The organism is Pseudonocardia benzenivorans CB1190 (assembly GCF_000196675.2).
Lineage (GTDB): Bacteria > Actinomycetota > Actinomycetes > Mycobacteriales > Pseudonocardiaceae > Pseudonocardia > Pseudonocardia benzenivorans.
Genome location: NC_015312.1, coordinates 1,613,139 through 1,634,383, shown reverse-complemented (window position 1 = coordinate 1,634,383; position 21,245 = coordinate 1,613,139). Strand labels below are relative to the sequence as shown.

At 71.5% G+C, this 21,245-nt stretch carries 18 protein-coding genes; 5 read left to right on the top strand and 13 right to left on the bottom strand.

The genetic code is table 11. The features are described 5' to 3' along the window. Positions 1-8: 8 nt before the first annotated feature. Positions 9-1,073, bottom strand: a complete 1,065-nt coding sequence (locus PSED_RS07935) for an IS110 family RNA-guided transposase (protein WP_013673384.1) — start codon at positions 1,071-1,073, stop codon at positions 9-11. Positions 1,074-1,438: 365 nt separating this feature from the next. Between PSED_RS07935 and PSED_RS07930 the strand changes: the two genes are divergently transcribed. Further along, on the top strand, positions 1,439-2,098 hold the full coding sequence (locus tag PSED_RS07930; protein ID WP_013673730.1) for a response regulator transcription factor: 660 nt from the start codon (positions 1,439-1,441) through the stop codon (positions 2,096-2,098). A 129-nt stretch (positions 2,099-2,227) separates the two neighbouring features. Here the strand turns inward: PSED_RS07930 and PSED_RS07925 are convergent, their stop codons facing one another. Next, the gene (locus PSED_RS07925) at positions 2,228-2,917 is read right to left on the bottom strand and encodes a VIT1/CCC1 transporter family protein (RefSeq protein WP_013673729.1); all 690 of its coding nucleotides are present in this window, start codon (positions 2,915-2,917) and stop codon (positions 2,228-2,230) included. Positions 2,918-3,053: 136 nt separating this feature from the next. On the opposite strand from PSED_RS07925, the gene PSED_RS07920 reads away from it, so the two are divergent. Together PSED_RS07920 and PSED_RS07915 are read left to right on the top strand one after the other, a co-directional pair. Next, positions 3,054-3,512, top strand: a complete 459-nt coding sequence (locus PSED_RS07920) for a winged helix-turn-helix transcriptional regulator (protein WP_013673728.1) — start codon at positions 3,054-3,056, stop codon at positions 3,510-3,512. Positions 3,513-3,607: 95 nt separating this feature from the next. Continuing rightward, positions 3,608-5,635 carry an NADPH-dependent 2,4-dienoyl-CoA reductase gene (locus PSED_RS07915; protein ID WP_013673727.1) on the top strand — a complete coding sequence of 676 codons (2,028 nt, stop codon included), beginning with the start codon at positions 3,608-3,610 and terminating at the stop codon, positions 5,633-5,635. Between the two features lie 99 nt (positions 5,636-5,734). On the opposite strand, the gene PSED_RS07910 is transcribed toward PSED_RS07915, so the two are convergent. The 11 genes from PSED_RS07910 to PSED_RS07860 all read right to left on the bottom strand — a co-directional run bounded on the left by PSED_RS07910 (position 5,735) and on the right by PSED_RS07860 (position 19,206). Continuing rightward, positions 5,735-7,597: a S1 family peptidase gene (locus PSED_RS07910; RefSeq protein WP_013673726.1), complete on the bottom strand. Its 1,863-nt coding sequence runs from the start codon at positions 7,595-7,597 to the stop codon at positions 5,735-5,737. A gap of 253 nt (positions 7,598-7,850) precedes the next feature. Next, a complete protein-coding gene (locus PSED_RS07905) occupies positions 7,851-8,594 on the bottom strand; it encodes a tyrosine-protein phosphatase (RefSeq protein ID WP_013673725.1) in 744 nt (247 codons plus the stop codon). Continuing rightward, a complete protein-coding gene (locus PSED_RS07900) occupies positions 8,591-9,778 on the bottom strand; it encodes a thiolase family protein (protein WP_013673724.1) in 1,188 nt (395 codons plus the stop codon). Before PSED_RS07900 ends, PSED_RS07905 begins: the two co-directional genes overlap by 4 nt. Next, a complete protein-coding gene (locus tag PSED_RS07895; RefSeq protein WP_013673723.1) occupies positions 9,775-11,550 on the bottom strand; it encodes a pyruvate, phosphate dikinase in 1,776 nt (591 codons plus the stop codon). Before PSED_RS07895 ends, PSED_RS07900 begins: the two co-directional genes overlap by 4 nt. A 17-nt stretch (positions 11,551-11,567) precedes the next feature. Next, complete coding sequence (locus PSED_RS07890; RefSeq protein WP_013673722.1) at positions 11,568-12,170, bottom strand: hypothetical protein; 603 nt, start codon at positions 12,168-12,170, stop codon at positions 11,568-11,570. A gap of 4 nt (positions 12,171-12,174) precedes the next feature. Then, the gene (locus PSED_RS07885; RefSeq protein ID WP_013673721.1) at positions 12,175-13,650 is read right to left on the bottom strand and encodes a class I adenylate-forming enzyme family protein; all 1,476 of its coding nucleotides are present in this window, start codon (positions 13,648-13,650) and stop codon (positions 12,175-12,177) included. An 86-nt stretch (positions 13,651-13,736) separates the two neighbouring features. Then, the gene (locus PSED_RS07880) at positions 13,737-15,287 is read right to left on the bottom strand and encodes a hypothetical protein (protein ID WP_013673720.1); all 1,551 of its coding nucleotides are present in this window, start codon (positions 15,285-15,287) and stop codon (positions 13,737-13,739) included. Then, positions 15,277-16,002: a PEP-utilizing enzyme gene (locus PSED_RS07875; protein ID WP_013673719.1), complete on the bottom strand. Its 726-nt coding sequence runs from the start codon at positions 16,000-16,002 to the stop codon at positions 15,277-15,279. Before PSED_RS07875 ends, PSED_RS07880 begins: the two co-directional genes overlap by 11 nt. 66 nt (positions 16,003-16,068) lie before the next feature. Then, on the bottom strand, positions 16,069-17,544 hold the full coding sequence (locus PSED_RS07870; RefSeq protein ID WP_013673718.1) for a carboxyl transferase: 1,476 nt from the start codon (positions 17,542-17,544) through the stop codon (positions 16,069-16,071). Further along, the gene (locus tag PSED_RS07865; protein WP_013673717.1) at positions 17,541-18,938 is read right to left on the bottom strand and encodes an acetyl-CoA carboxylase biotin carboxylase subunit; all 1,398 of its coding nucleotides are present in this window, start codon (positions 18,936-18,938) and stop codon (positions 17,541-17,543) included. The genes PSED_RS07870 and PSED_RS07865 overlap by 4 nt, the downstream gene beginning before the upstream one ends. A gap of 1 nt (position 18,939) precedes the next feature. After that, on the bottom strand, positions 18,940-19,206 hold the full coding sequence (locus PSED_RS07860; protein WP_049803333.1) for an acetyl-CoA carboxylase biotin carboxyl carrier protein: 267 nt from the start codon (positions 19,204-19,206) through the stop codon (positions 18,940-18,942). Positions 19,207-19,556: 350 nt separating this feature from the next. On the opposite strand from PSED_RS07860, the gene PSED_RS07855 reads away from it, so the two are divergent. Both PSED_RS07855 and PSED_RS07850 read left to right on the top strand, forming a co-directional pair. Beyond that, complete coding sequence (locus PSED_RS07855) at positions 19,557-20,339, top strand: SDR family NAD(P)-dependent oxidoreductase (protein ID WP_013673715.1); 783 nt, start codon at positions 19,557-19,559, stop codon at positions 20,337-20,339. Between the two features lie 107 nt (positions 20,340-20,446). Next, complete coding sequence (locus tag PSED_RS07850; RefSeq protein ID WP_013673714.1) at positions 20,447-21,226, top strand: FadR/GntR family transcriptional regulator; 780 nt, start codon at positions 20,447-20,449, stop codon at positions 21,224-21,226. The last annotated feature ends 19 nt before the right edge of the window (positions 21,227-21,245 follow it).

Below are 21,245 nucleotides of genomic sequence, written 5' to 3'. Positions count from 1 at the left end.
CTCCTATGTCAAGCGGCGACCGGTTGGGGACCGGTCGTTGTGCTTGTGGTGGTGTGCAGGAGGTTGAACACGACGCGGGCGAGGCGTCGTTTGAGGGCGCGCAGGGCTTCCATCTTCGTGTTCCCCATCTCGAGCCGTCGCTGGTAGTAGGTGCGGCCGGGAGTGTCGGGCAGGCGGGCCTGGGTGACCGCGATCCGGTGTAGCGCAGCGTTGAGCTGCCGGTTCCCGCCGCGGGCGAGGCGGTGACGGTTCGTGCGCCCCGACGATGCCGGTATCGGCGCCACGCCGGCGTGCATGGCGAAACAGGCCTCGGACCGAAACCGGGACATGTTCGCCACCTCACCAATGATTTTTGCCGCGGTCAGTCCGGCCACCCCGGGCACGGCCTGCAGCTGCGGCGCGACCTGCTCGACCAGCCGTGACAGCTCCCGCTCCAGCGCGTTGACCCGCACCGTGACCGCGCGGATGTCGGCCAGCAGCTCGGCGGCGATCCGCGCCACCATCTGCGACTGCGGCGCCGGAGGGTGCTGGCCCAGCCAGGCCAGCAACCGGTCCAGCACGCGCAGCCGGTCCAGGCCGCGGGAGGGAATGTCGAGGTCGGGGTCGAGCTCGTGCAGGTGCCAGCGCACCCGGTTCTGCATCCGGGTCCGCTCGGCGACGAGGTCCTCACGATGGTCGACCAGCAGCTTCAACTCCCGCGAGGTCCGGTCGTGCTCGGCGGCGGGCAGGTCGGGCTCGCGCAGCGCGGCGCGGGCGATGGCCAGCGCGTCGATCGGGTCGGACTTGCCCCGGGTGCGGGCAGCGGCCCGGGCTCCGGCCATCAGCTTGGGCGGGACCCGCACCACCCGCTCACCCGCGGACAGCAGCGCCCGTTCCAGCCGGGTCGAGACGTGGCGGCAGTCCTCGATCGCCCACATCCGCCCGCCCGGGTGGTGTGCCCGGGCCCAGCGCACCAAGGCGGCATGGCCGCGATCGCGGGCGGGTACGGTCTTCTGCCCGATCTCGCGGCCGATCTCGTCGACCGCGACCGTCGTGTGGGTGTCCTTGTGGACGTCGACTCCCAGCACCACCATGGGTGGCGTCACCTCTTCTCATCTCGGAGGGACGGCTGGGCCGGCCGGCGGACACGTCTCAGTGGGGGCGCGGCCACGCTCCTATCAAGTCACGCCGGTCGGCCCTGACCAGCGGTGATCGGCACAACGCATGCACTCCAACCCCACACAGGGGCGGCACCGACCGTAGGAGCCAGATCACCACCGGCCAGGATCCCAACCACCGCAACAGCGGCAATCCCACCCTGACACTGACGTGACCGTAATCGGGGCGCGCCGCGCGGTGATCGTCCACGCGGGTGGTCCCCGCGTGTCGGTGCGCACGCCCGCACAGGGTGTGGCCACCACACCTGTGCGGGGGTGGGTGCGCCCCTAGAGTTGCGGGCGTGACGATCAGTGTTGCTCTTGCCGAGGACAACGCGCTGCTGCGCCACGGACTGGTCAGGCTCATCGACGTCGACGACGACCTGACGCTCGTGGGGTCCGCCGCCGACCTGCCCGCCCTGCGTGCGATCGTCGACGAGCACCGCCCGCAGGTGATCGTCACCGACATCCGGATGCCCCCGACGAACACCGACGAGGGCATCGCGTTCGCCGCCGAGCTGCGCAAGACCAGTCCCGACACCGCGGTGCTGCTGCTGAGCCAGTACGCCGAGGCGAGCTACGCGCTCAAGCTGCTCGCCGAGGGCACCGCCCGGCGCGGGTACCTGCTCAAGGAGCGGGTCGCCGACGGGGCCGAGCTCAACGAGGCGATCCACCGGGTCGCCGAGGGCGGGTCCGTCATCGACCCGACCGTCATCGAGGGCCTCGTCGCCGCGCAGCGCGCCAAGCCCTCCGAGCTCGACGCGCTGACCCCCCGCGAGCTCGAGGTGCTCGGGGAGATGGCGCAGGGCAAGTCCAACGCCTCCATCGCCGCCGCGCTGGTGCTCTCGGAGCGGGCCGTGGAGAAGCACACCAACTCGATCTTCTCCAAGCTCGGCCTCTCCGAGGAGCGCGACCTCAACCGCCGGGTCAGCGCCGTCCTGGTCTACCTGCAGAACTCCTAGGGGGTGCCTGACGGGTCGCCGCCGACGGGATCGGTGATCCGCGCGGTTCGTGGCACGGCGGAGCCGGGTCGGCGTTCGCCTCGTCTCCCCGGTCCCGCCTGTCAGACGCCCCCACGTCGGTCCGTTGGTTCACAGCCCGAACAGCGTGCCGCCCAGCAGGGTGAGCGACATCGTCGCGATCCCGATCGCCACCGTCCGCAGGATCGTGCGCCGTACGCTGGTCCCGCCGAGCGAGGCGACGACGGCCGAGGTCAGGCACAGTGCGAGCACGACCGCGACGAAGGTGATCGCACCGCGCAGCGCCGCGGGCGTCAACAGGATGACCAGCAGCGGCACCGCGGACCCGATCATGAACGCCACCCCGGCGAGCACCGCCGTCGACCAGGGCGTGGCGTCGCCGCCGCCGAGGGCGATCCCGTGCTCGGCGTCGGCGTGCGCGGCCAGCGCGTCGTGGTCGCTCAGCTCGCGTGCGACGGCGCGGGCCAGCTCGGGCGAGAGGCCCTTGGCCTCGTAGAGCCCCGCGAGCTCGGTGAGCTCCTCGTCGGGCAGCAGGTCCAGCTGCCGCCGCTCGGCCTCGAGGGTCGCAAGCCGGGCGTCGCGCTCGTCGGCGGCCTCGGAGAACTTCATCCCGCCGAGCGCGAGGCCCCCGCCGACCATCGCCGCCAGCGAGGCGACCAGGACGGTGCCTGCGCCGAACCCCGCACCGACGAGTCCCTCGACGACGCCGGCCGTCGCGATGATGCCGTCGTTCGCGTCGACGACGTGCGCCCGGACCCGCGCCCGGTCGAGGGGAAACGTGCGCCCGCCACCCACGATCATGCGTCACGCTAACCCGGCGACGGGCGACCACCAGCCGAATCGCTCCGCCACCAGCTGGTTGCGTCACGCAACTCGGAGCTAGGATGGCGGGCGCGACTCCACCGCTCGCGAACGACGGGACCCCCGCGGAACGCCGATGCTGAAGAACGACTACGAGAACCAGAACTGCTCGGTGGCACGGGCGCTGGAGTCGGTGGGCGAACGCTGGAGCCTGCTGATCGTCCGCCAGCTGTTGCGCAGGCCGTACCGGTTCGCCGAGCTGCAGAAGCTCCTCGGCGTCGCCAAGAACATCCTGGCGGCGCGGCTGGACAAGCTCGTCGCGCTCGGCATCGTCGAGAAGCGCCCGCTGGACGACGCCCGCGACTGGAACGAGTACTCCCTCACGCGCAAGGGTTACGACCTCACGCCGGTGATCACCGCGCTGATGGCCTGGGGCGACAAGTACGAGGCCCCCAACGGCCCACCGACGATCTTCATCCACGAGTGCGGCCACGACGCCGGACACAAGGTGGTGTGCCAGCACTGTGGCGAGCCGCCGCGGCGCGGACGTCTGGTCGCCGGTCCCGGAGCCGACGAGCGCACGCCCCTGTCCTGAGCGGTGCCGGTACCGCGGCGGGCCCGACCTTTGACTCTCATGGTTTCACTATGAAACTCTGGCCGCGACGTGCCGCCCACCGAGGAGAGGTGCCCGTGCCGGACGACGAGGCCTACCCGCATCTGTTCACGCCCCTCGACCTGGGGTTCACGACGCTGCCGAACCGCGTCGTGATGGGGTCGATGCACACCGGCCTGGAGGACGACCCGGCCGCCGCGCCCCGGCTCGCCGCGTACTTCGCCGAACGCGCCCGCGCGGGGGTGGCCCTGATGGTCACCGGCGGCTACGCGCCCCACGCCAACGGGGTGCTGACCGAGGGCGGGTCGCTCCTCGACGACGCCTCGCAACTGCCCGCGCACCGCATCGTCACCGACGCCGTCCACGAGGCCGGCGGCCGGATCGCCCTGCAGGTGCTGCACGCCGGCCGCTACTCCAAGCAGCCCGACCTCGTCGCGCCCTCGGCGATCCGCGCCCGGATCAACCGCTTCGTGCCCCGGCCGCTCGACGAGGAGGGCATCCGGGAGCTGATCGACTCCTACGCCCGCTGCGCCGCGCTGGCCCGCGAGGGCGGCTACGACGGCATCGAGATCATGGGCTCCGAGGGCTACCTGATCAACACGTTCCTCGCGCCCGCCACCAACACCCGCTCCGACGACTGGGGCGGCAGCCCGGAGAACCGCCGCCGGTTCGCGCTGGAGGTGATGCGGGCCTCGCGCGCCGCGGTGGGCGACGACTTCGTCATCATCTTCCGGCTCTCGATGGCCGACCTCGTGCCCGACGGCCAGACGTGGGACGAGATCGTCACCCTCGCCCGCGGCATCGAGGACGCGGGCGCAACGCTGCTCAACACCGGGATCGGCTGGCACGAGGCCCAGATCCCGACGATCGCGACGTCGGTACCGCGGGCGGCGTTCACGAACGTCACCGCGTCGCTGCGCCCGCACGTCGGCATCCCGGTGATCACCTCGAACCGCATCAGCATGCCCGACGTCGCCGAGCGGGTGCTGGCCGCCGGGCACGCCGACCTCGTCTCGATGGCCCGGCCGTTCCTGGCCGATCCCGAGTGGATCCGCAAGGCGAGGGCGGGCACCCCCGACGACATCAACACCTGCATCGGCTGCAACCAGGCCTGCCTCGACCACATCTTCGCCGACAAGCCCATGAGCTGCCTGGTCAACCCGCGCGCCGGGCACGAGACCGAGCTGGTCGTGCTGCCCGCCCCGACCGCCAAGCGCGTCGCCGTCGTCGGCGCGGGCCCGGCCGGCCTGTCCGCGGCGGTCACCGCGGCCGAGCGGGGCCACCACGTCGAGCTCTTCGAGTCGGCGGACGCGATCGGCGGCCAGTTCGCGATCGCGAGCCGCATCCCGGGCAAGGAGGAGTTCTCCGAGACGATCCGCTACTACCGCCGGCGGCTCGCGCAGCTGGGCGTGACGGTCCACCTCGGCACCCGCGCCGACGTGCGGCGGATCGTGCGGGGCGGGTTCCACGAGGTCGTGCTGGCCACCGGCGTCGAACCCCGGACCCCCGACATCCCCGGCATCGACCACCCGATGGTCGTCAGCTACGCCGAGGCGGTGCTGGGCTCTCCCGTCGGCAAGCGGGTCGCGGTGATCGGCGCGGGCGGCATCGGCGTCGACGTCAGCGAGTTCCTCACCCACGTCGGTTCCCCGAGCCTGGACGTCGAGACCTGGCGACGCGAGTGGGGCGTCGCCGAGCCGGGCGAGGTCCGCGGGTCGCTGCGCCCGCCGGCACCGGAGCCCTCGCCGCGGCGGGTCTACCTGCTGCAGCGCTCGCCGGGACGGATCGGCACCCGCCTCGGCCTGACGACGGGCTGGGTGCACCGGGCGGCCCTCGCGGCCAAGGGCGTCGAGCAGCTGTCCGGGGTGACCTACCGGCGAATCGACGACGACGGTGTCCACATCACCGACGCCGACGGGGCCGAACGGGTCCTCGAGGTCGACTCCGTCGTGGTGTGCGCGGGCCAGGAACCGGTGCGCGAGCTGCTCGACCAGCTGCGCGACACGGGCCTCGCGGTCCACGTGATCGGCGGCGCGGACGTCGCCGCCGAGCTCGACGCGAAGCGCGCCATCGACCAGGGCACCCGGCTGGCCGCCGCGCTCTGACGACCACCCGCCCCGCTCGGACGTCACGGCGACGGAGACCCCGAGGGCCGGCCGGAAGTCCGGCCGACCCTCGGGGTCGGGTCGAGCGGGGCCTGCGGGTCAGCCGCGGGGCCTGCCGCAGGTGGTGCAGGCCGCGGCGTCGGGCGCCAGCGTCGTGCCGCAGGTGACACAGGAGACCGGGGCCGGGACGTCGACCACCGCGGTGGCCGCCGAGGACGCGTCGACGGGCGCCGGGACGACGGGCGCCGGGGCGGCCGCGACCGCGGACGCCGGGCGGTAGACCGTGCCGTCCTGCTGCCAACCCTGCGCCTGCGGGACCACCGGGATGCCCGCGGCCGGGCTGACCGGGGTCGCGACGGGCGCCGCGGGCGGCGGGCCGTCGGGACGGGCCGCCGGGCCGTGCTGCGGGAACCCGTTGCCGCCGGTACCGATCCGGCCGGAGTCCGCGCCGTTCGGCCCGACCTGCTGCTGCCCGAACTGCGGCTGCCCGAACTGCGGCTCACCGAACTGCTGGAAGGGCTGGGCGGGCTGCTGCCCGTACTGCTGGGCGAACTGCTGGCCGTAGTGCTGCGCGGGCTGCTGCCGGCCGTACTGCTGCGCGGGGGACTGCTGGGCGGGGGACTGCTGGGCGAACGGCTGGGCGAACTGCTGCGCGCCGTAGCCGGCGGGCGGGACCGGCCCACCCGCGCCGACCGGGGTCGCCGAACCACCGTTGCGGCGCTTGCGCGACACCAGGACCACCGCGAGCACGCCGCCGATCACGACGACGGCCCCGCCGCCGATGAGCGACCACATCAGGACCGGGGACATGCCCTCGGGCGCGGGTGGCGCGACGGGCGTGTCACCGAAGCGGTCCCGGGCCTTGGCCGCCAGCGTCTTGAACTGGGTGGCCTGCGCGTACTGCGGGTGGACCTGCAGGAGCTTGTCGAAACCGGCGATGGCGTCGGTGTAGTGGCCCGCGTAGTAGGCGTCGAGGGCGGTCCGGAAGGCCTTGTCGTCGGCCCCCAGCTCGTTACGGACACCGTTGCGCGACAACAGCTCCGACAGCCCCTGCGAGGGCGCGATGAAGTTGAACGCCTGCGACTCGGCGGCCGGCTTGAAGCTGTTCACGCCGACGACCCGGCCGTCGAGCGCGATCGTCGGGCCGCCGCTCATCCCCGGCGAGAGGGCGGCGCTGGTCTCGTAGACCGGGACCGTGCCGAGGGTCTTCTTCGAGCTGACCTGACCGTCCTTGTTCGACGGCTCCAGGCTGGGGTCGGTGACGGCGTCGGCGCTGGCCGGGTAGCCGATCGAGAGGACCGGGGTGCCGATCTGGACGTCGGCGTCGGTGGCGAGCTCGACCGTCGGCAGGTCGGTGGTCTCGATCTTCAGCAGGGCGACGTCGCCCTGGTCGATCGGCCGGAAGTCGACGACGCGGGCGGGCAGGGCGTTGACCGCGGCGCCGGCACCGCTGGTGGCCCCGGAGATCACGGCGACCTGGGCGTCGATCGGCGACCCCTTGGCGGTGCCCTCGACGGTCCAGTTGGCCATGCCGAACTCGTAGACGGTCGCGAGGTCCAGGCTCGGGATCGCCGCGACGACCTGCTGGGAGGCGGCCATGACGAAGTCGGACTTCACGCCGTTCGGGCTGGTGGTGTCGACGCAGTGCCCCGCCGTCGCGACGTAGCCGTTCGGGTTGACGCCGAAGCCGGTGCAGGTCGCGGTGAGCTGGAAGGGCTGGCCGTTGTTGAAGAAGGTGCCGGTCTCGTCGGCGACGTAGCCGGTGAACGTGCTGCTCAGGTACGTGATGGCCGGACGGACCTGGGAGGCGGCCTTCTCGGTGGGGGTGGCCTGCTGGGGTGAGCCGGCCGCGGGTGGGGGTGGCGCCGGGGTCTCGGCCAGCGCAGGACCGGCGCCGAGCAGCGCCGCCGCGAGCACGGCGGCGCCGACCGCCGCGACACGGGAGAGGGTGCGAGAAGCCATGATCGGGGTCCTTCCTCGGCCGAGTGACGCCTCGCGCGGCGCTCGGGGACTGTCGTCCTGACACCGGGAACGATGCCGTCCGGCGGGGCTCCGACCGAGGTGGTCTCCAGGCCAACCGCGGGTGTGCCGAACCGCACGCCCTGGTGTGGCTGGCTACACCACGGGACGTCCGCCCGGCCTGTGGTCCGCCGCGACGTCGACGAGCGCGAGGGCGACCCGACGGAGGTTCCTCATGGAACCGGGTCGGCGTGGCTCATCGCGGTTGCTGCTCGACGAGGCGCCGGCGGAGCAGCGCGATCGACTCCTCCGGGATCTCCTTTGCACGGGCCCAGCCGGCGGCGGTTCCGTAGCGCCGTTGCAGTTCGTCGAGGAGCCCGACGATCGTGTGCTCCTCGCAGTCGTAGATCTCGGCACTCAGCCGGGCCATGTTGGCGGCGTAGCGTGGCCATCCGCGCAGGCGGGTCCTGATCGCCTCCATGTTCCTACGCGTGACGAGGAAGTCGGCGGTGGTGTCCTCGACGGTGACGCCGCACAAGAGCTCGACGAGCAGGATCGTCATCCCAGTGCGGTCCTTGCCTGCGGCGCAGTGCACCAGTGTCGGGTGACGCACCGTGTGGGCGACGGCCTCGACGGCGACCGGCAGGTTCTGGTCGTGCTCGAGGTGGTCGATGTACGAGTCGAGCAGCACCCGCCCGGGTGGGCCCTTGGGCCCGTCGACGTCGACGAGGGGGATGTTGAGGTAGCCCACCGGCAGGTTCGCGAGCGGTCCGCGGCCCTGCTGGACGGCCTCCGGGCCGGTGCGCAGGTCGATCAGATAGCGCAGACCCAGCTTGTCGACCAGCACCTCGGCCTCGGCCTCGGTGATGTCCTGCACGCTGTCCGAGCGGAACAACACCCCTGAGCGCAGCGTCCGGCCGTCGACGGTCCGCAGCCCGCCGACGTCGCGGAAGTTCGTGAACGTCGGCAGATCGGTTCGGAACGGGTCGGCGTTCGTCACGGTGCCTCCAGGAGGGTCGCGTTGGCCATGCCACCGCTCTCGCACATGGTCATCACCGCCCGGCGCACCCCGGGACGCGCAAGGTTGTCGACGACGGCGGCCAGCAACCGGCCGCCGGACGCGCCGACGGGATGGCCGTAGGCGATCGCACCGCCGTCGACGTTGACCCGGTCGAGCTCGACACCCAGCTCCTGGGCCCAGGCCAACACGACGCTCGCGAAGGCCTCGTTGACCTCGTAGAGGTCGATGTCGCCGGTATCGAGGTGGTGGCGGTCGAGGAGCTTGCGTGTCGCCGGAACGACCCCCGTGAGCATGATCAGCGGATCGTCCCCGACCACGGCGTAGCCGGTGACGACCGCCAGCGGGGTGAGCCCCAGCCCGGCAGCCGTCTCCTCGGCCATCACCAGCGTCGCGGCGGCGCCATCGGTGAGTGGGGAGGCGTTGCCCGCCGTGATGCGCCAGCCGATCTCGGGAAACCGCGCGGCCATGGTGTCGTCGCGGAACGACGGGCGTAGCGACGCGAGGGCCTCGGCTGTGGTGGTCGGCCGAATCCCCTCGTCGCGGCTCACCTCACGCCCGTCCGAACGCTGCACGGAGACGATGCGGGCCGCCGTCCGGCCCTCCTGGGCGGCCCGGGTGGCGAGCCGGTGTGACCGCAGTGCAAACGCGTCGAGCTCGTCGCGCTCGATCTTCCAGCGCGCCGCGATCAACTCGGCGGAGATGCCTTGGCCGACGAGTGTGTCACCGAAACGGGCCCGGAACCGGGGCCCCTGGTCGTCGCGTCCCATCCGGTTGGTGCGCATCGGGACGGTGCTCATCATCTCGACGCCGCAGGCGACCGCGATGTCGTAGGCGCCTGCGGCCACGCCCTGCGCGGCGAAGTGGAGGGCCTGCTGGAACGACCCGCACTTGCGGTCGATCGACACCCCGGGCACCTCGACGGGCAGGCCGGCCGCGAGCAGCGCGTGGCGGGCGATGTTGCCCGACTGCTCGGCGACGGGGAGTGTGCAGCCGGCGATGACGTCGTCGATCCTGGCGGGGTCCACGCCGGTCCGCTGCAGCAGTGCCTGCAGGACATGGGCCAGCAGGTCGACAGGATGCTCGCCGGCGAGCGCCCCGCCGCTGCGTCCCTTCCCGAACGGGCTGCGGACGACCTCGACCACGACCGGTCGGCGCCCACTCATGCGCTCCTCCGCAGTCGCGCAGCGGTCTGCGAGCCCTGCTCGGCGCGCCGGTGCGCGGCAGCGGCGAGCAGGACGGGCAGCGGCTCTGCGGCGACGATCCGCCGCACGCCGGCGCGGATCGCCGCGCCGACCCCGTCCGCGGTCTCGACCACGCTGCCGCGCACCGCCACCGCGCCCGTCCCGGCGTCGGCGACCGCGGCCGCCACCTCTCCCGCCTCGACAACCCCGAGCTCGTCGAGGTCGAGGACCTCGGCGCTCGTGTCGGTGACGACCTCGATCCCGGCCTGTTCGGCAACCCACGACTGGAGCCTGCGAAGGCGGTCGTCACCGTCGGCGTCGATCCGGCGCAGCGGCAGGAGCCCGTCGAAGACCGTGCCGGTCCCGCCGTCGATCGTGACGTCGCGGCCGGTGAGCCGTTCGACCGTCCCGGCGCCGCAGCCGACCACGGCGGGGCGGCCCAGACCCCGGCAGACCACCGCGGCGTGGCTCGTCGAGCCGCCGGTCTCCGTGCACACCGCCGTCGCAGCGATCATCGCGTGCACGTCCTCGGGGCTGGTGGTGCGCGCGACGAACACCACCGGTTCGCCGTCGGCGGCCCGGCGGACCACCTCGTCGGCGTCGGCGAGCGCGGTCCCGACCCCGACGCCGGGGGACGCGGGCTCCCCCGTGGCGAGGACGGCGGCGCCCGCCCGGTCGGTCGGGTCGAGGCGGGGCTCCAGCAGTCGGCGCACCTGTTCCGCGCTGACCCGGGCGACCGCGTCGGCCGGGGTGATCAACCCCTCGTCGGCCAGGTCGACGGCCAGCCGCACCGCGGCCTGCGGGCTGCGCTTGGCGTCGCGGGTCTGCAGCAGGTAGAGCCGTCCGCGTTCGACGGTGAACTCGATGTCCTGCACGTCTGCGTGGGCGGTCTCGAGCAGGCGGGCGGCCGCGAGAAGCTCGTCGTGCACCGCTGGGTGCCGCTCGGCGAGCTGGGCGAGGGGGAGCGGGTCGTGCGCCCCGGACACCACGTCCTCGCCCTGGCCGCCCGGCAGGTACTCGCCGTACGGCTGCGGATCCCCGGTCAGCGGGTTGCGGCTGAACAGCACGCCGGTGCCGGAGCCGTGGCCCATGTTCCCGAACACCATGGCCTGCACGGTCACGGCGGTGCCGAGGTCGTCGGGGATCCCGCTGTGACGTCGGTAGGCCGTGGCGCGCCGTGAGTGCCACGAGCCCAGGACCGCGCACACCGCCTCGCGCAGCTGCTCCCACGGGTCCTCGGGTACTGATCGGCCGAGCTGGGCCGCCACCTGCCGGCGGAGCTCCTGCGCGGGCAGCGACTCGTCGTCGAGGTCGGCCTTCAGCACGACGGCGGCGAACCCGGCGACGAACCGGCGGTGGGTGTCGGCGGCGTACTCGGCGCTGCCCGCCTCTGCGGCGAGCGCCTGCTCGACGCGCTCGTCGAAGCCCAGGTTGAGGACGGTGTCCATCATCCCTGGCATGCTGATCGGGGCACCGGAGCGCACGGAGACGAGCAGCGGCCGCTCGGCGCCCCCGAACCGACGCCCGGTCTCGGCCTCGAGGTGGGCTATCCCGGTGCGCAGCGCCTCCTCGACCGGCTCGGACAGCTCACCACCGGCCGCGTGGTACTCCCGGCACACCCGGGTGGGCAGGACGAACGCCGGTGGACCGGGCAGGCCCAGCCGGCGCATCTGCGCGAGGCTCCAGGCCTTTCCGCCGATCTCGTCGCGGCCGGGTACCTCGCTGCCGTCCAGCAGCACACACCACGAACTCATCTCACTCCTGCCCGATCTCATTCCTGCCGGGTGCGGCCGAGGATCCGCAGCAGGTCCTCGTGCAGCTCGTGCCACACCGTGTGGTAGCTGTCGACGCGCACGCCGCTGACGTAGTCGTGCTCGCCGCCGAGTGCCCGGTCGTAGGCAGCGGCGAGGCGGTCGGCATAGACCTTGAGCCGAGGTACCGCGCCCGCAAGCACGGCCAGGATCGGCTCGGTGCGCTCGTGCAGGTCCCCGAGCTCGTCGAGGACGGCGTTGTCGTAGGCGGGGTCGCTGTGGTCGTTGGGCACGGTCGACCCTGCCTGGGGCACCGACTGCCAGCGCGTGAGCAGCGCGAGCAGCTTGCGGTTGATCACCTCGAAGCGATCGGCAGCGGAGGTGACGGTGGTGTCCTCGCGGACCTGCGCGTAGGCCTGCGGGTAGGCGGCGTCGAGACGCGCCCGCCCCGCCGGGGTCGGCATGAAGGTCCCACGGGCACCGGCCACGTCACCGGTGGCGAGCGCGTCGTCGAGCGCGGCTCGGACCTCTGGTTCGTCGAGTCCCAGCACGGCGGCGATCTGCTCGGCGGTGCCCGCCTTCTTCACCACGAGGCCGTGCAGGACCAGCTCGGTCGTCTGCATGAGATCAGTCCTTCCCGTCGGATCCGGCGGGCGAGAGTTGGTCACGGACCGCCCGACGCAGGATCTTGCCTGCCGAGCTCTTCGGCAGGTCGTCGCTGAAGATCACCGAACGGGGTCGCTTGTAGCCGGCGAGGCGCTCCCGGGCCCAGCCGAGCAGGGTGTCGGCGGTGATCGGCTCGCGGGTGGCGACCACGGCGTGCACCACCTCGCCCCACCTCTCGTCGGGGAGGCCGATCACGGCGGCCTCGCGGACCGCGGGGTGGCCCAACAGGCAGTCCTCGACCTCACGGGGGTAGACGTTGAACCCGCCGCTGATGATCACGTCGTTCTTGCGGTCGAGCAGGTAGAGGAAGCCGTCGTCGTCGAACGTCCCGACGTCGCCGGTGTGCAGCCAGCCGTGGCGCAGCGTGTGCGCCGTCTCCTCCGGACGGTTCCAGTACCCGCTCATCAGGATCTGGCCGCGGACGACGACCTCCCCGCTGGTGCCGACCGGGACCTCACGGTCGTCCTCGTCGACGACGCGCACCTCGATCATGCTGTACGGCCGCCCCGCCGAGCCGACGCGGTCGTGCTCGTCGGGCCGCAGCAAGGTGATCGTCATCGGGGCCTCTGACTGGCCGTAGGTCTGCGCGAGCACCTTTCCGAACACCTGCTCGGCACGCTCGACCGTCGTCGGGGCGATCGGTGAGGCGCCGTAGCAGAGGTGGCGAAGTCGTGGGGTCCGCACCTCGGTGACCCCTGGGTGGTCGAGCACCATCGCGAGCATCGTCGGGACCAGGAAGGTCGCCGTCGGCCGGCTGCGCTGCAACTCCTCGAGGTACTCCCCCGGCGTGAACGAGGGGAGGACGACGTTGTGCGCTCCGCGGATCAGGTGCGGCAGGAAGAAGGAGCCGCTGGCGTGGGTGACCGGCGCCGCGTGCAGCATCACGTCGCCGGGGCCGATGTCAGGTACGAGGTCGAGCAGGTAGTTCGTGACCTCGGCGTGCTCGGAGCGCATGGACAGCGTGACGGCCTTGGGGCGGCCGGTGGTGCCGCCGGTGTAGCCGAGCCGGTAGGGCGACTCCGCGGCGCGGGGCACGTCGCATGGGCCGTCGGGACCGTCCGCGATCATCGCCGCGAGGTCGTCGAGACCGATGTTCAGCTCGGCCGCGGCGGAGGTCGACCGGTCGCTGATCAGCGCGCGGCTGCCGGAGTCGGCGATGCGGTACTCGTGGTCCTCCATGGTGTCGCGCACGTTCATCGACACTCGTACCAGTCCCGACTTGGCCAGCGCGTAGTAGGCGACGAGCCCGTCGATGCCGTTGGGCAGGAGCACCGCGACCCGGTCGCCTTCTCGCAGGCCCCGGGCCATCAGCGCGTTGCCCAGCCGGTCGGTGGCCTCGTCGAACTCCGTGAAGCTCATCGACCGGTCCCCGCAGGTGATTGCGGGCGCGTCCCCGAACCGGGCCGCCGCACGCCTGATCAGATCACCGATCTCCACTGCAGAACTCCTCGATCACGTGTGAGGCCCGCGGCGGCGTTGCCGCCGCCGCCGGCGGTCCTGCGTCCTGGCGTCCTGATGGCCGGTCAGGCCCGCAGGACTTCGATGTCGGCGCCGCTGAGCCCGGCGCCCTTGCCGGCGAGCAGCCGGGAACGCCGCTGGGTGTGCCGGTAGAGCTCCTCGGCGCGTTCGTCGCCGGGGTGGTCCTTGATCCAGCGGTCGTCGAGGAACCGGTAGGGCTCCTGCGCCGGGAGCGGCCTGAGCGCCGCGGCGCGCCGGTTGGCGTCGTCGAGCGTGAGCCGGCCCTCCGTGGTCGTCCAGGTGGAGCTCTTCGCCGGCAGCGAGGTGCTGCCGCTTCGGATCGGGCCGACACCGCGGGTGAACTCGTCGTCGGCGAGCACCGAGTACGGAATCGTCGACCACATGTCCCCGGGGGCACCGGAGTGCTTGCTCATCGTGTAGTCGTTGCCCTGCTGGGAGGTCAGCGAGATGTAGCCGACGAGCTCGGCGATCAGGTCACGGCCGTACTCGTCGTTCATCAGCGGCTTGAACCGCTGCGCCCGGTCCTCGACCAGCATCCAGTCGGACTGGTCGTAGATCCCGGCGATGTGGAACAGGTCCTTCGGAACGGCGTAGTAGACCAGCAGCCCCGAGTCGACCAGCTGCTCGCGTGTCCATCCCGCCATGACGTTCCACAGGTCCGACGTCGCCTTGGCCAGGACCTCTCGCTCGTGCTCGAGGAAGTCCGCGAGGGTGGCGGGGTTGTCCATCGCCACCGGCACGTAGCCGTCGGAGAGGTAGTCGGAGGTGTAGAGCCCGATCGCGGTGACGTTGTCGTGGCTGTAGGACGGCGTCGCCTCGAAGCTCGCCCAGTCGTCGACGATGGAGAAGTGGGTGTCCTTGAGGATCACCGGCATCGTGTAGTTGTTGAACGCGACCTCGGCGGCCACCCCGTCCAGCCACGGGTAGTCGCCCTCGGCCAGGTCCACGACGTCGCGCACCAGCATCTCGCCGGACTCGCCGATCTTGTACGGGCCGCTGTTGTTGATCCCCAACCGGCACTCGCAGTGCGACAGGAAGGCGTACTGCGACAGCTGGGCGAGGAACCGCCCGGCCGCGGTGTGCAGCCGGTCGCCCGGCTTCACCCCGAACGCGTCGGCGTGGAACACCTGGACCACCCGCTCCGGCAGGACCTGGGCGCGGTGCCCGGCGTCGCTGGGCAGGATGTGGGCGTGGTGGCGGTGGTAGGAGAGGTTGAGCCGCTTGGTGAAGTCCAGGACGTAGGCGACGTCGTCGAGGGCGTCCGTGGGCCTGAGCATGCCCATGTCGATGAGGATCTGCCGCCCGCCGAGGTAGAACTGCGGGATGATCCCGTTCTGGATGATCCCGGAGGCGGAGGACACCTCGCGCGCACGGTCGCCGAGTTCCTCGGCGGTCATGGTCTGCTCCAGCGTGCGGAACAGTGACGGGTACCGGTACCACGCGTTGAGGTAGGACATCGCGATGTACGGGTTGACCGGGAAGAGCTTCGACTCCTGCACCGTGCGGGCCGTGCACTGCCAGTGGAAGGCGTCGCTGTTCTTGCGGATCCAGGCGTTGAGGTCGAGCAGTTCCGCATAGGTGTGGTCACTCGGCATCGGAGGTTCCCTCCAGCTTGACGATGCGGGCCCGCGCGCTCGGGTCGTTCTCGGTCGCGTAGACGTCGACGGGCGGCTTGGTGTACTCGACCTTGATCCGGTCGCCGTCGTGCAGCCCGTCGAGCCGGGCGTCCATCAGGCACGGCACGCCGTACTCGCGGGTGAGGATCCCCAGGTGCGAGCGGACGGTGCCGCCCATGCACACCACGCCGGTGAAGCTCTGCAGGATCGGCGCGGTCAACGTCCCGCCGGAGTCGTCGATGATCGCGATGGTGTCGTCGGGGACCCCGTTGGTGAGCATGTCCAGCACGACGTCCACCGTGCTGACCAGACGGGCCGTGCCGACCACGTCCGCGGGGACACGGAACACGTTGGCGCCCGTGCCGACGATGCGGTTGCCGTCCTCGTCGGTCTGCGCGGTGCCGGTGTCCTGGATTCCGGAAGGGGCCCGGTACTTCTCCGGTGCCTCCTCCAGCGAGATCTGCGCCGACATCTCGAACCGGTAGCCGGTGTCGAGGAACTCCTGCTCCACCGCGGTGAAGTCGTCGACGGTGAGCTCCAGGTCGGGGTCGGCCACCGCCTCCTCCCAGCTCTTGCCCGAGGCGGCGAGCCGCTCGGCGACCCGGGCCCGGATCCGGGAGTGGAACGCCTCCACGGTCGGCGTCATGGCCTTCTTCGCCCATTTCTCGGTCAGGGCGTGCGCGTCACTGCTCATGGCCCTCCTCTTCAGGCATCGTTGACATGTGGGAGACGGGTGCGGGTGCCGCGGGCCGGCGCGCGCTCAGTCGGTGCGGCTGCGCCGCAGGGTGAGGTCGAGGTCGCCGCGACGGACCCTGACGTACGTGGGCCGGCGCATGGTCAGCGCCGTCTCGATCAGCTGCCGGGACGCGACCGCGTCGCGGAAGACGTAGGTCGGCGAGACCTTTCCCGCCGCCCGCGTCGCCTCGAAGTCCTCCCGCGGCACGAGGTAGCGGCACAGCAGCTCCTCGTCGCTCATGCGGGCGTCGCCGAACTGGATCCGCAGCTCCTTCAGCGACGGCTGCGGGGGCTCCCAGGCCAGGTACTCCTTCGCCCGCGGGGACGACAGGACCCGGTCCCGCACGTCGGGGTCGATCGGTGCGGGTGGGGTACCGAGGTGCCCCAGCGTGTAGATGATCACTTCGTCCGGCACCATCGAGTACCGGTCGCCGGTGACGATGTTCAGTACCGCCTGGATGCCCATGAGCTGCGAGAACGGAGTGGCGGAGATCGGGTGTCCCAGCTCCTCCCGGACCCGGACGACCTCCTCGAGCACCTCGGTCAGCCGGTCCTCCATCCCGTACTGGGCGAGCTGGGCCTTCAGGGTGCCGGTCATGCCGCCCGGGAGCTGATGGTGGTAGGCGAACGTGGAGAACTCGTTCGGGGTGCCCGTCGCCCAACCCTCCTGCGCCGCCACCCGGGCGAAGTGCAGGGCCACCGGGTCCAGCCGGGCGGTGTCGAGGCCGTGGTCGTGGCCGAGCCAGCGGAGGTTCTCGACCATGGCCTCGGTCGACGGCAACGACGGGCCGTTCGCGAGGGGTCGGGAGGCCGTGTGCAGGATGCGGACGCCGCTGCGCAGCCCCGTCAGATAGTTCAGCGGGGCGACCCCGACGGTGTTGTGGCAATGCAGCTCGACGGGTACGTCACCGGCGGCGTCGACGAGCGCCGGAATCAGCGTCGCGCCCCGTTCCGGCGCGAGGATGCCCGGAGCGTCCTCGACGTAGATCGCCGAGACGATGCCCCATGACACCATCTCCCGGACGCGGGCCGCGAACCACTCGTCGGTGTGCACCGGGCTGATCCCGAACATAATCGCCGGGACGACCTCGGCGCCCGCGTCGTGGACCGTCTGGCACAACCGCCGCATCTGGTCCATGTTGTACAGACAGTCGTAAATCCAGAACGACTGGATGCCGTGGCGCGTCAGTGTCCGGATCCACAGGTCCATCAGCGAGTCCGGCGTCAGCCCGAACTTCGCGATGCAGTTGCTGCGGCTTCCGGCGCGCAGCTGCGCGTTCGGCAGCCATGTGCGCCAGAGGTCGAGACCCTCCCACGGGTCCTCGCGCGAGTAGCGCATCATGCACTCGAACATCGAGCTTCCGGTCACGTCGACGGTCCGGAACCCCGTGCGGTCGATGTCCTCGGCGACGGCGGCGGCCATACCGGCACGGATCCGCATGCCCCACAGGCTCTGCTGCCCGTCGCGCAGCGTCTGGTCGACGAACTCGACGTGCGTCATGGGGTGGCGGCCCTTTCCGCTCGCGCGGTGCGAGCTCGGTCGGCGGTCCAGAGGGGGAGGAACGACTCCTCGACCCAGCGGGTGGTGATGCGGTGGCCCCGGACGTCGGGATGGCGAACCAACTCCCGATGCAGGGGCAGCGTGGTGTCCACCCCGGCGACGTCGAACGCGTCGAGCGCGCGCGCCGCGAGGTCCAGGGCCTCGTCGCGGGTGTCGCCCCGGCAGATGAGCTTGCCGAGCAACGAGTCGTAGTGCGGCGGGACGCGGTAGCCGGCGAAGCAGTGGCTGTCCACGCGGACGTCCGTCCCGACGGGGGGCCGCCACACGCGCAGCTCGCCCGGCGACGGGACGAAGCCGCGGTCCGGGGACTCGGCGTTGATCCGGAACTCGATCGCGTGCCCCGAGACCCGGACGTCGCCCTGGGCGAAGGACAGTGGCTTCCCGGCAGCGATGCGCAGCTGCTCGCGGACGATGTCGACGCCGGTCACCATCTCGGTCACCGGGTGCTCGACCTGGACACGAGTGTTGACCTCCAGGAAGGAGAAGGTGTCTCGGTCGACGTCGACGAGGAACTCGACGGTGCCGGCGCCGACGTAGTCAAGCGCCGAGATCAGCGCGACCGCCGCCTCCCCGATCCGGCGACGCAGCTCCTCGGGTACCGCACTCGCCGGGGCCTCCTCCACCAGCTTCTGATACCGCCGTTGGTAGGAGCAGTCCCGGTCGCCGAGGTGCACCGTGGTGCCGAGCGCGTCGGCGAGCACCTGCACCTCGACGTGGCGGGCGTGCTCGACGTAGTGCTCGATGTAGAGCCGCCCGTCGCCGAACGCGCTCTGCGCCTCGGCCCGGGCCCGTACGACGGCGTCGGCGAGCTGGGCGGGGGCGTCGACCCGACGCATGCCGCGGCCGCCGCCACCTGCCGCTGCCTTGAGCAGGACGGGGTAGCCGACCCGGGCGGCGAGGTCCGCGGCCTCCTCGACGGTGTCGATCGCGTCCGAGCCCGCTCCCAGCGGGATGTCGAGGCCACGGGCCAACTCGCGGGCGGCGATCTTGTCCCCGCCACGGCGGATGGACTCCGCGCTCGGGCCCACGAAGGTGATGCCGTGCCGGGCGCACTGCTCGACGAGCTCGGGTTGCTCGGACAGGAATCCGTAGCCGGGATGGACGGCGTCGCAGCCGGTGAGCAGGGCCGCCGAGATCACCGCGCCGACGTCGAGGTAGCTCGCGGTCGCACTCGCCGGTCCGATCTGCACGACCTCGTCGGCCACACGGGCGGGCAGGCTGTCGAGGTCGGCCTCGGAGGCGGCCAGCACGCTGGTCACGCCCTCGTCGAAGCACGCCCGCACGACCCGCATGGCGATCTCGCCCCGGTTGGCGACGAGCACTCGCTGCACCACGTCAGCTCCCGTCCGCCCGGATGCGGAACAGCGGAGTTCCCGTGTCGACCTGCTCGCCGTTCTCCGCACAGATCTCGACGACGGTCCCGGCGACCGGAGCCGGGAGCGTGTTCATCAGCTTCATGACCTCGACGATGCACAGCGCGGTGCCCTCTTCCACGTGCCCGCCGATGTCGGTGAACGGCGGCGCCCCGGGGCTCGGGGCCCGCCAGAAGAGCCCCGGCGAGGGGGCGACGACGGTGGTGGCGTCCTCGGCGGTGGCTGTCATCGGAGCAGACGGGGCGACGTCGGTAGTCCTCGCGGGGGTCTCTTCGGGCGCAGTGACATGGGATGTCGCCTGAACCTTTGAATCCGCCCCTCGCGCGACGAGGTGGACCTCGACGTCGTCGGCGACCAGGTGAATCTCGTCCCAATCTCCCTGTTCAAAGGCATCTAGGACGCGCTTTAGGCCATCCTGACCGACCGGCATCCGGCAACCCTCCATACGACGTGAGGAACAACGGCCGTGACTGTAGACACAGCAGACATCCCATGTCTAGGTTTGTCTCTCGTCACAGGCTGGCCCACCGGACATGTCCGAGGACCCGCCACCGTCCAGACCACACCTCAGGAGTCAAGGTGAGCAGACTGCAAGGCAAAGTCGCCGTGGTCACCGGCGCCAGCTCGGGCATCGGCCGGGCCGTCACCGAACGGTTCCTCACCGAGGGAGCACAGGTCGTCGCGGTCGGCCGCAGCGTCGACAAGCTCGAGAACCTGGCCAAGGAGCTCGATGCGGGGGCGGCCCTCGCCACGCACTCGTCCGACCTCTCCGACGACGGCCAGGCCGGCGCGGCGATCCGGGCCGCCACCGAGAAGTTCGGCGGGCTCGACATCCTGGTCAACAACGCCGGCGTCGGATACTCCTACCGCGACGTACGCCCGGGCAGCATGGACACCCTCGGCGACGCCACCGTCGAGGACTGGGACCACGTCATGAACATCAACCTGGGCTCGGTGGTCAACTGCTCGCGGCACGCCATCCCCGCGATGCTGCAACGCGGCGGCGGGTCGATCGTGAACGTGGCGAGCATCCTCGGGTTCGTCGGCAACCGCGACGCCCACGCCTACACCACCGCCAAGGGCGCGATCGTCAACCTCACCCGGTCGCTCTCGACCGCATACGCTCGCCACAACATCCGGGCCAACACGGTCGCCCCCGGCTACATCGAGACGCCGATGGTCGCCGAGTTCGTCGACTACCTCAACAGCGAGGAGTACCGCTACCAGTGGAACCCCAGCGGCCGGATGGGGAATCCCGAGGAGATCGCCAACGGCGTGCTCTTCCTCGCCTCCGATGAGGCGTCCTACTGCAACGGATCCGTGCTCACAATCGACGGCGGCGTCCTCGCCGCTGCACCCTGACCGGCCGGCCCGCCGGGGCACACCGCCCTGGCGGGTCCGCTCGAAAAGTGGGGACAGGCCACCCGACCTGGTAATACTGGATCCTCCACGCCGAGTGAAGGGCTGTCGTGTCTGCCGCCGACCGTGCCATCCAGAAGATCCGCGACCTGATCGTCGAGGGCCAGCTCGGCCCCGGCTACCGGCTGCCTGCGGAGTCCGAACTGGCTGCGAAGCTGCAGGTCTCCCGCAACGCCCTGCGGGAGGCGGTCCGTGCCCTGTGCGAGGCACGTGTGCTGGAGATCCGCCGCGGCGACGGGACCTTCGTCTCCAACCTCCAGCCCGAGACCCTGCTCGGTGGTCTGGGCTTCGCGCTCGACCTCATGCACGACGGCACCCTCCTCGAGATCTTCGAGGTCCGCAGGCTCCTGGAACCGGCGGCGACGGGCCTCGCCGCGCAACGGGCCACCGACGAGGACATCACGATCCTCACCAAGAGCCTCCACCGCCTCAACGACGCCCGTGACGACGAAGAGCTCATCGCCTTCGACCTGGAGTTCCACCGCCAGGTCGTATCCATCACCGGGAACGCCACCCTCTGCACGCTGATGGATGCAATAGGAAAGCGGGCGATCAACGCGCGAGTCGCCCGCGGCGTCATCCAGCAGGGCACCAAGAACTTCACCTTCGAACAGCACAGCCGCATCGTCGAAGCGATCATCGCCCGGGACCCGTTCCTGGCCAGCGCAGCGTCCACGGTCCACGTGAGCGCGTCCGAGTCCTGGCTGCGGCATGCGCTCGACCCGGCGCGGACGAAGGACGGGCCGGCCGACGTCTTCACGCAGCAGCGCCTCCACGCCATGCAGCAGTCCGCCGACCGCCCCGACGGACCGGACGACGGCCGCAGCTGACTCTCGAGCCCGCACCCCC

Excerpts from the sequence above, each read along its gene's own strand:
- PSED_RS07910 (WP_013673726.1), bottom strand. The coding sequence starts at position 7,597 with ATGGCTTCTCGCACCCTCTCCCGTGTCGCGGCGGTCGGCGCCGCCGTG.
- PSED_RS07890 (WP_013673722.1), bottom strand. The coding sequence starts at position 12,170 with ATGCAGACGACCGAGCTGGTCCTGCACGGCCTCGTGGTGAAGAAGGCG.
- PSED_RS07920 (WP_013673728.1), top strand. The coding sequence starts at position 3,054 with ATGCTGAAGAACGACTACGAGAACCAGAACTGCTCGGTGGCACGGGCG.
- PSED_RS07880 (WP_013673720.1), bottom strand. The coding sequence starts at position 15,287 with ATGCCGAGTGACCACACCTATGCGGAACTGCTCGACCTCAACGCCTGG.
- PSED_RS07935 (WP_013673384.1), bottom strand. The coding sequence starts at position 1,073 with ATGGTGGTGCTGGGAGTCGACGTCCACAAGGACACCCACACGACGGTC.
- PSED_RS07925 (WP_013673729.1), bottom strand. The coding sequence starts at position 2,917 with ATGATCGTGGGTGGCGGGCGCACGTTTCCCCTCGACCGGGCGCGGGTC.
- PSED_RS07860 (WP_049803333.1), bottom strand. The coding sequence starts at position 19,206 with ATGACAGCCACCGCCGAGGACGCCACCACCGTCGTCGCCCCCTCGCCG.
- PSED_RS07895 (WP_013673723.1), bottom strand. The coding sequence starts at position 11,550 with ATGAGTTCGTGGTGTGTGCTGCTGGACGGCAGCGAGGTACCCGGCCGC.
- PSED_RS07900 (WP_013673724.1), bottom strand. The coding sequence starts at position 9,778 with ATGAGTGGGCGCCGACCGGTCGTGGTCGAGGTCGTCCGCAGCCCGTTC.
- PSED_RS07870 (WP_013673718.1), bottom strand. The coding sequence starts at position 17,544 with ATGACGCACGTCGAGTTCGTCGACCAGACGCTGCGCGACGGGCAGCAG.
- PSED_RS07875 (WP_013673719.1), bottom strand. The coding sequence starts at position 16,002 with ATGAGCAGTGACGCGCACGCCCTGACCGAGAAATGGGCGAAGAAGGCC.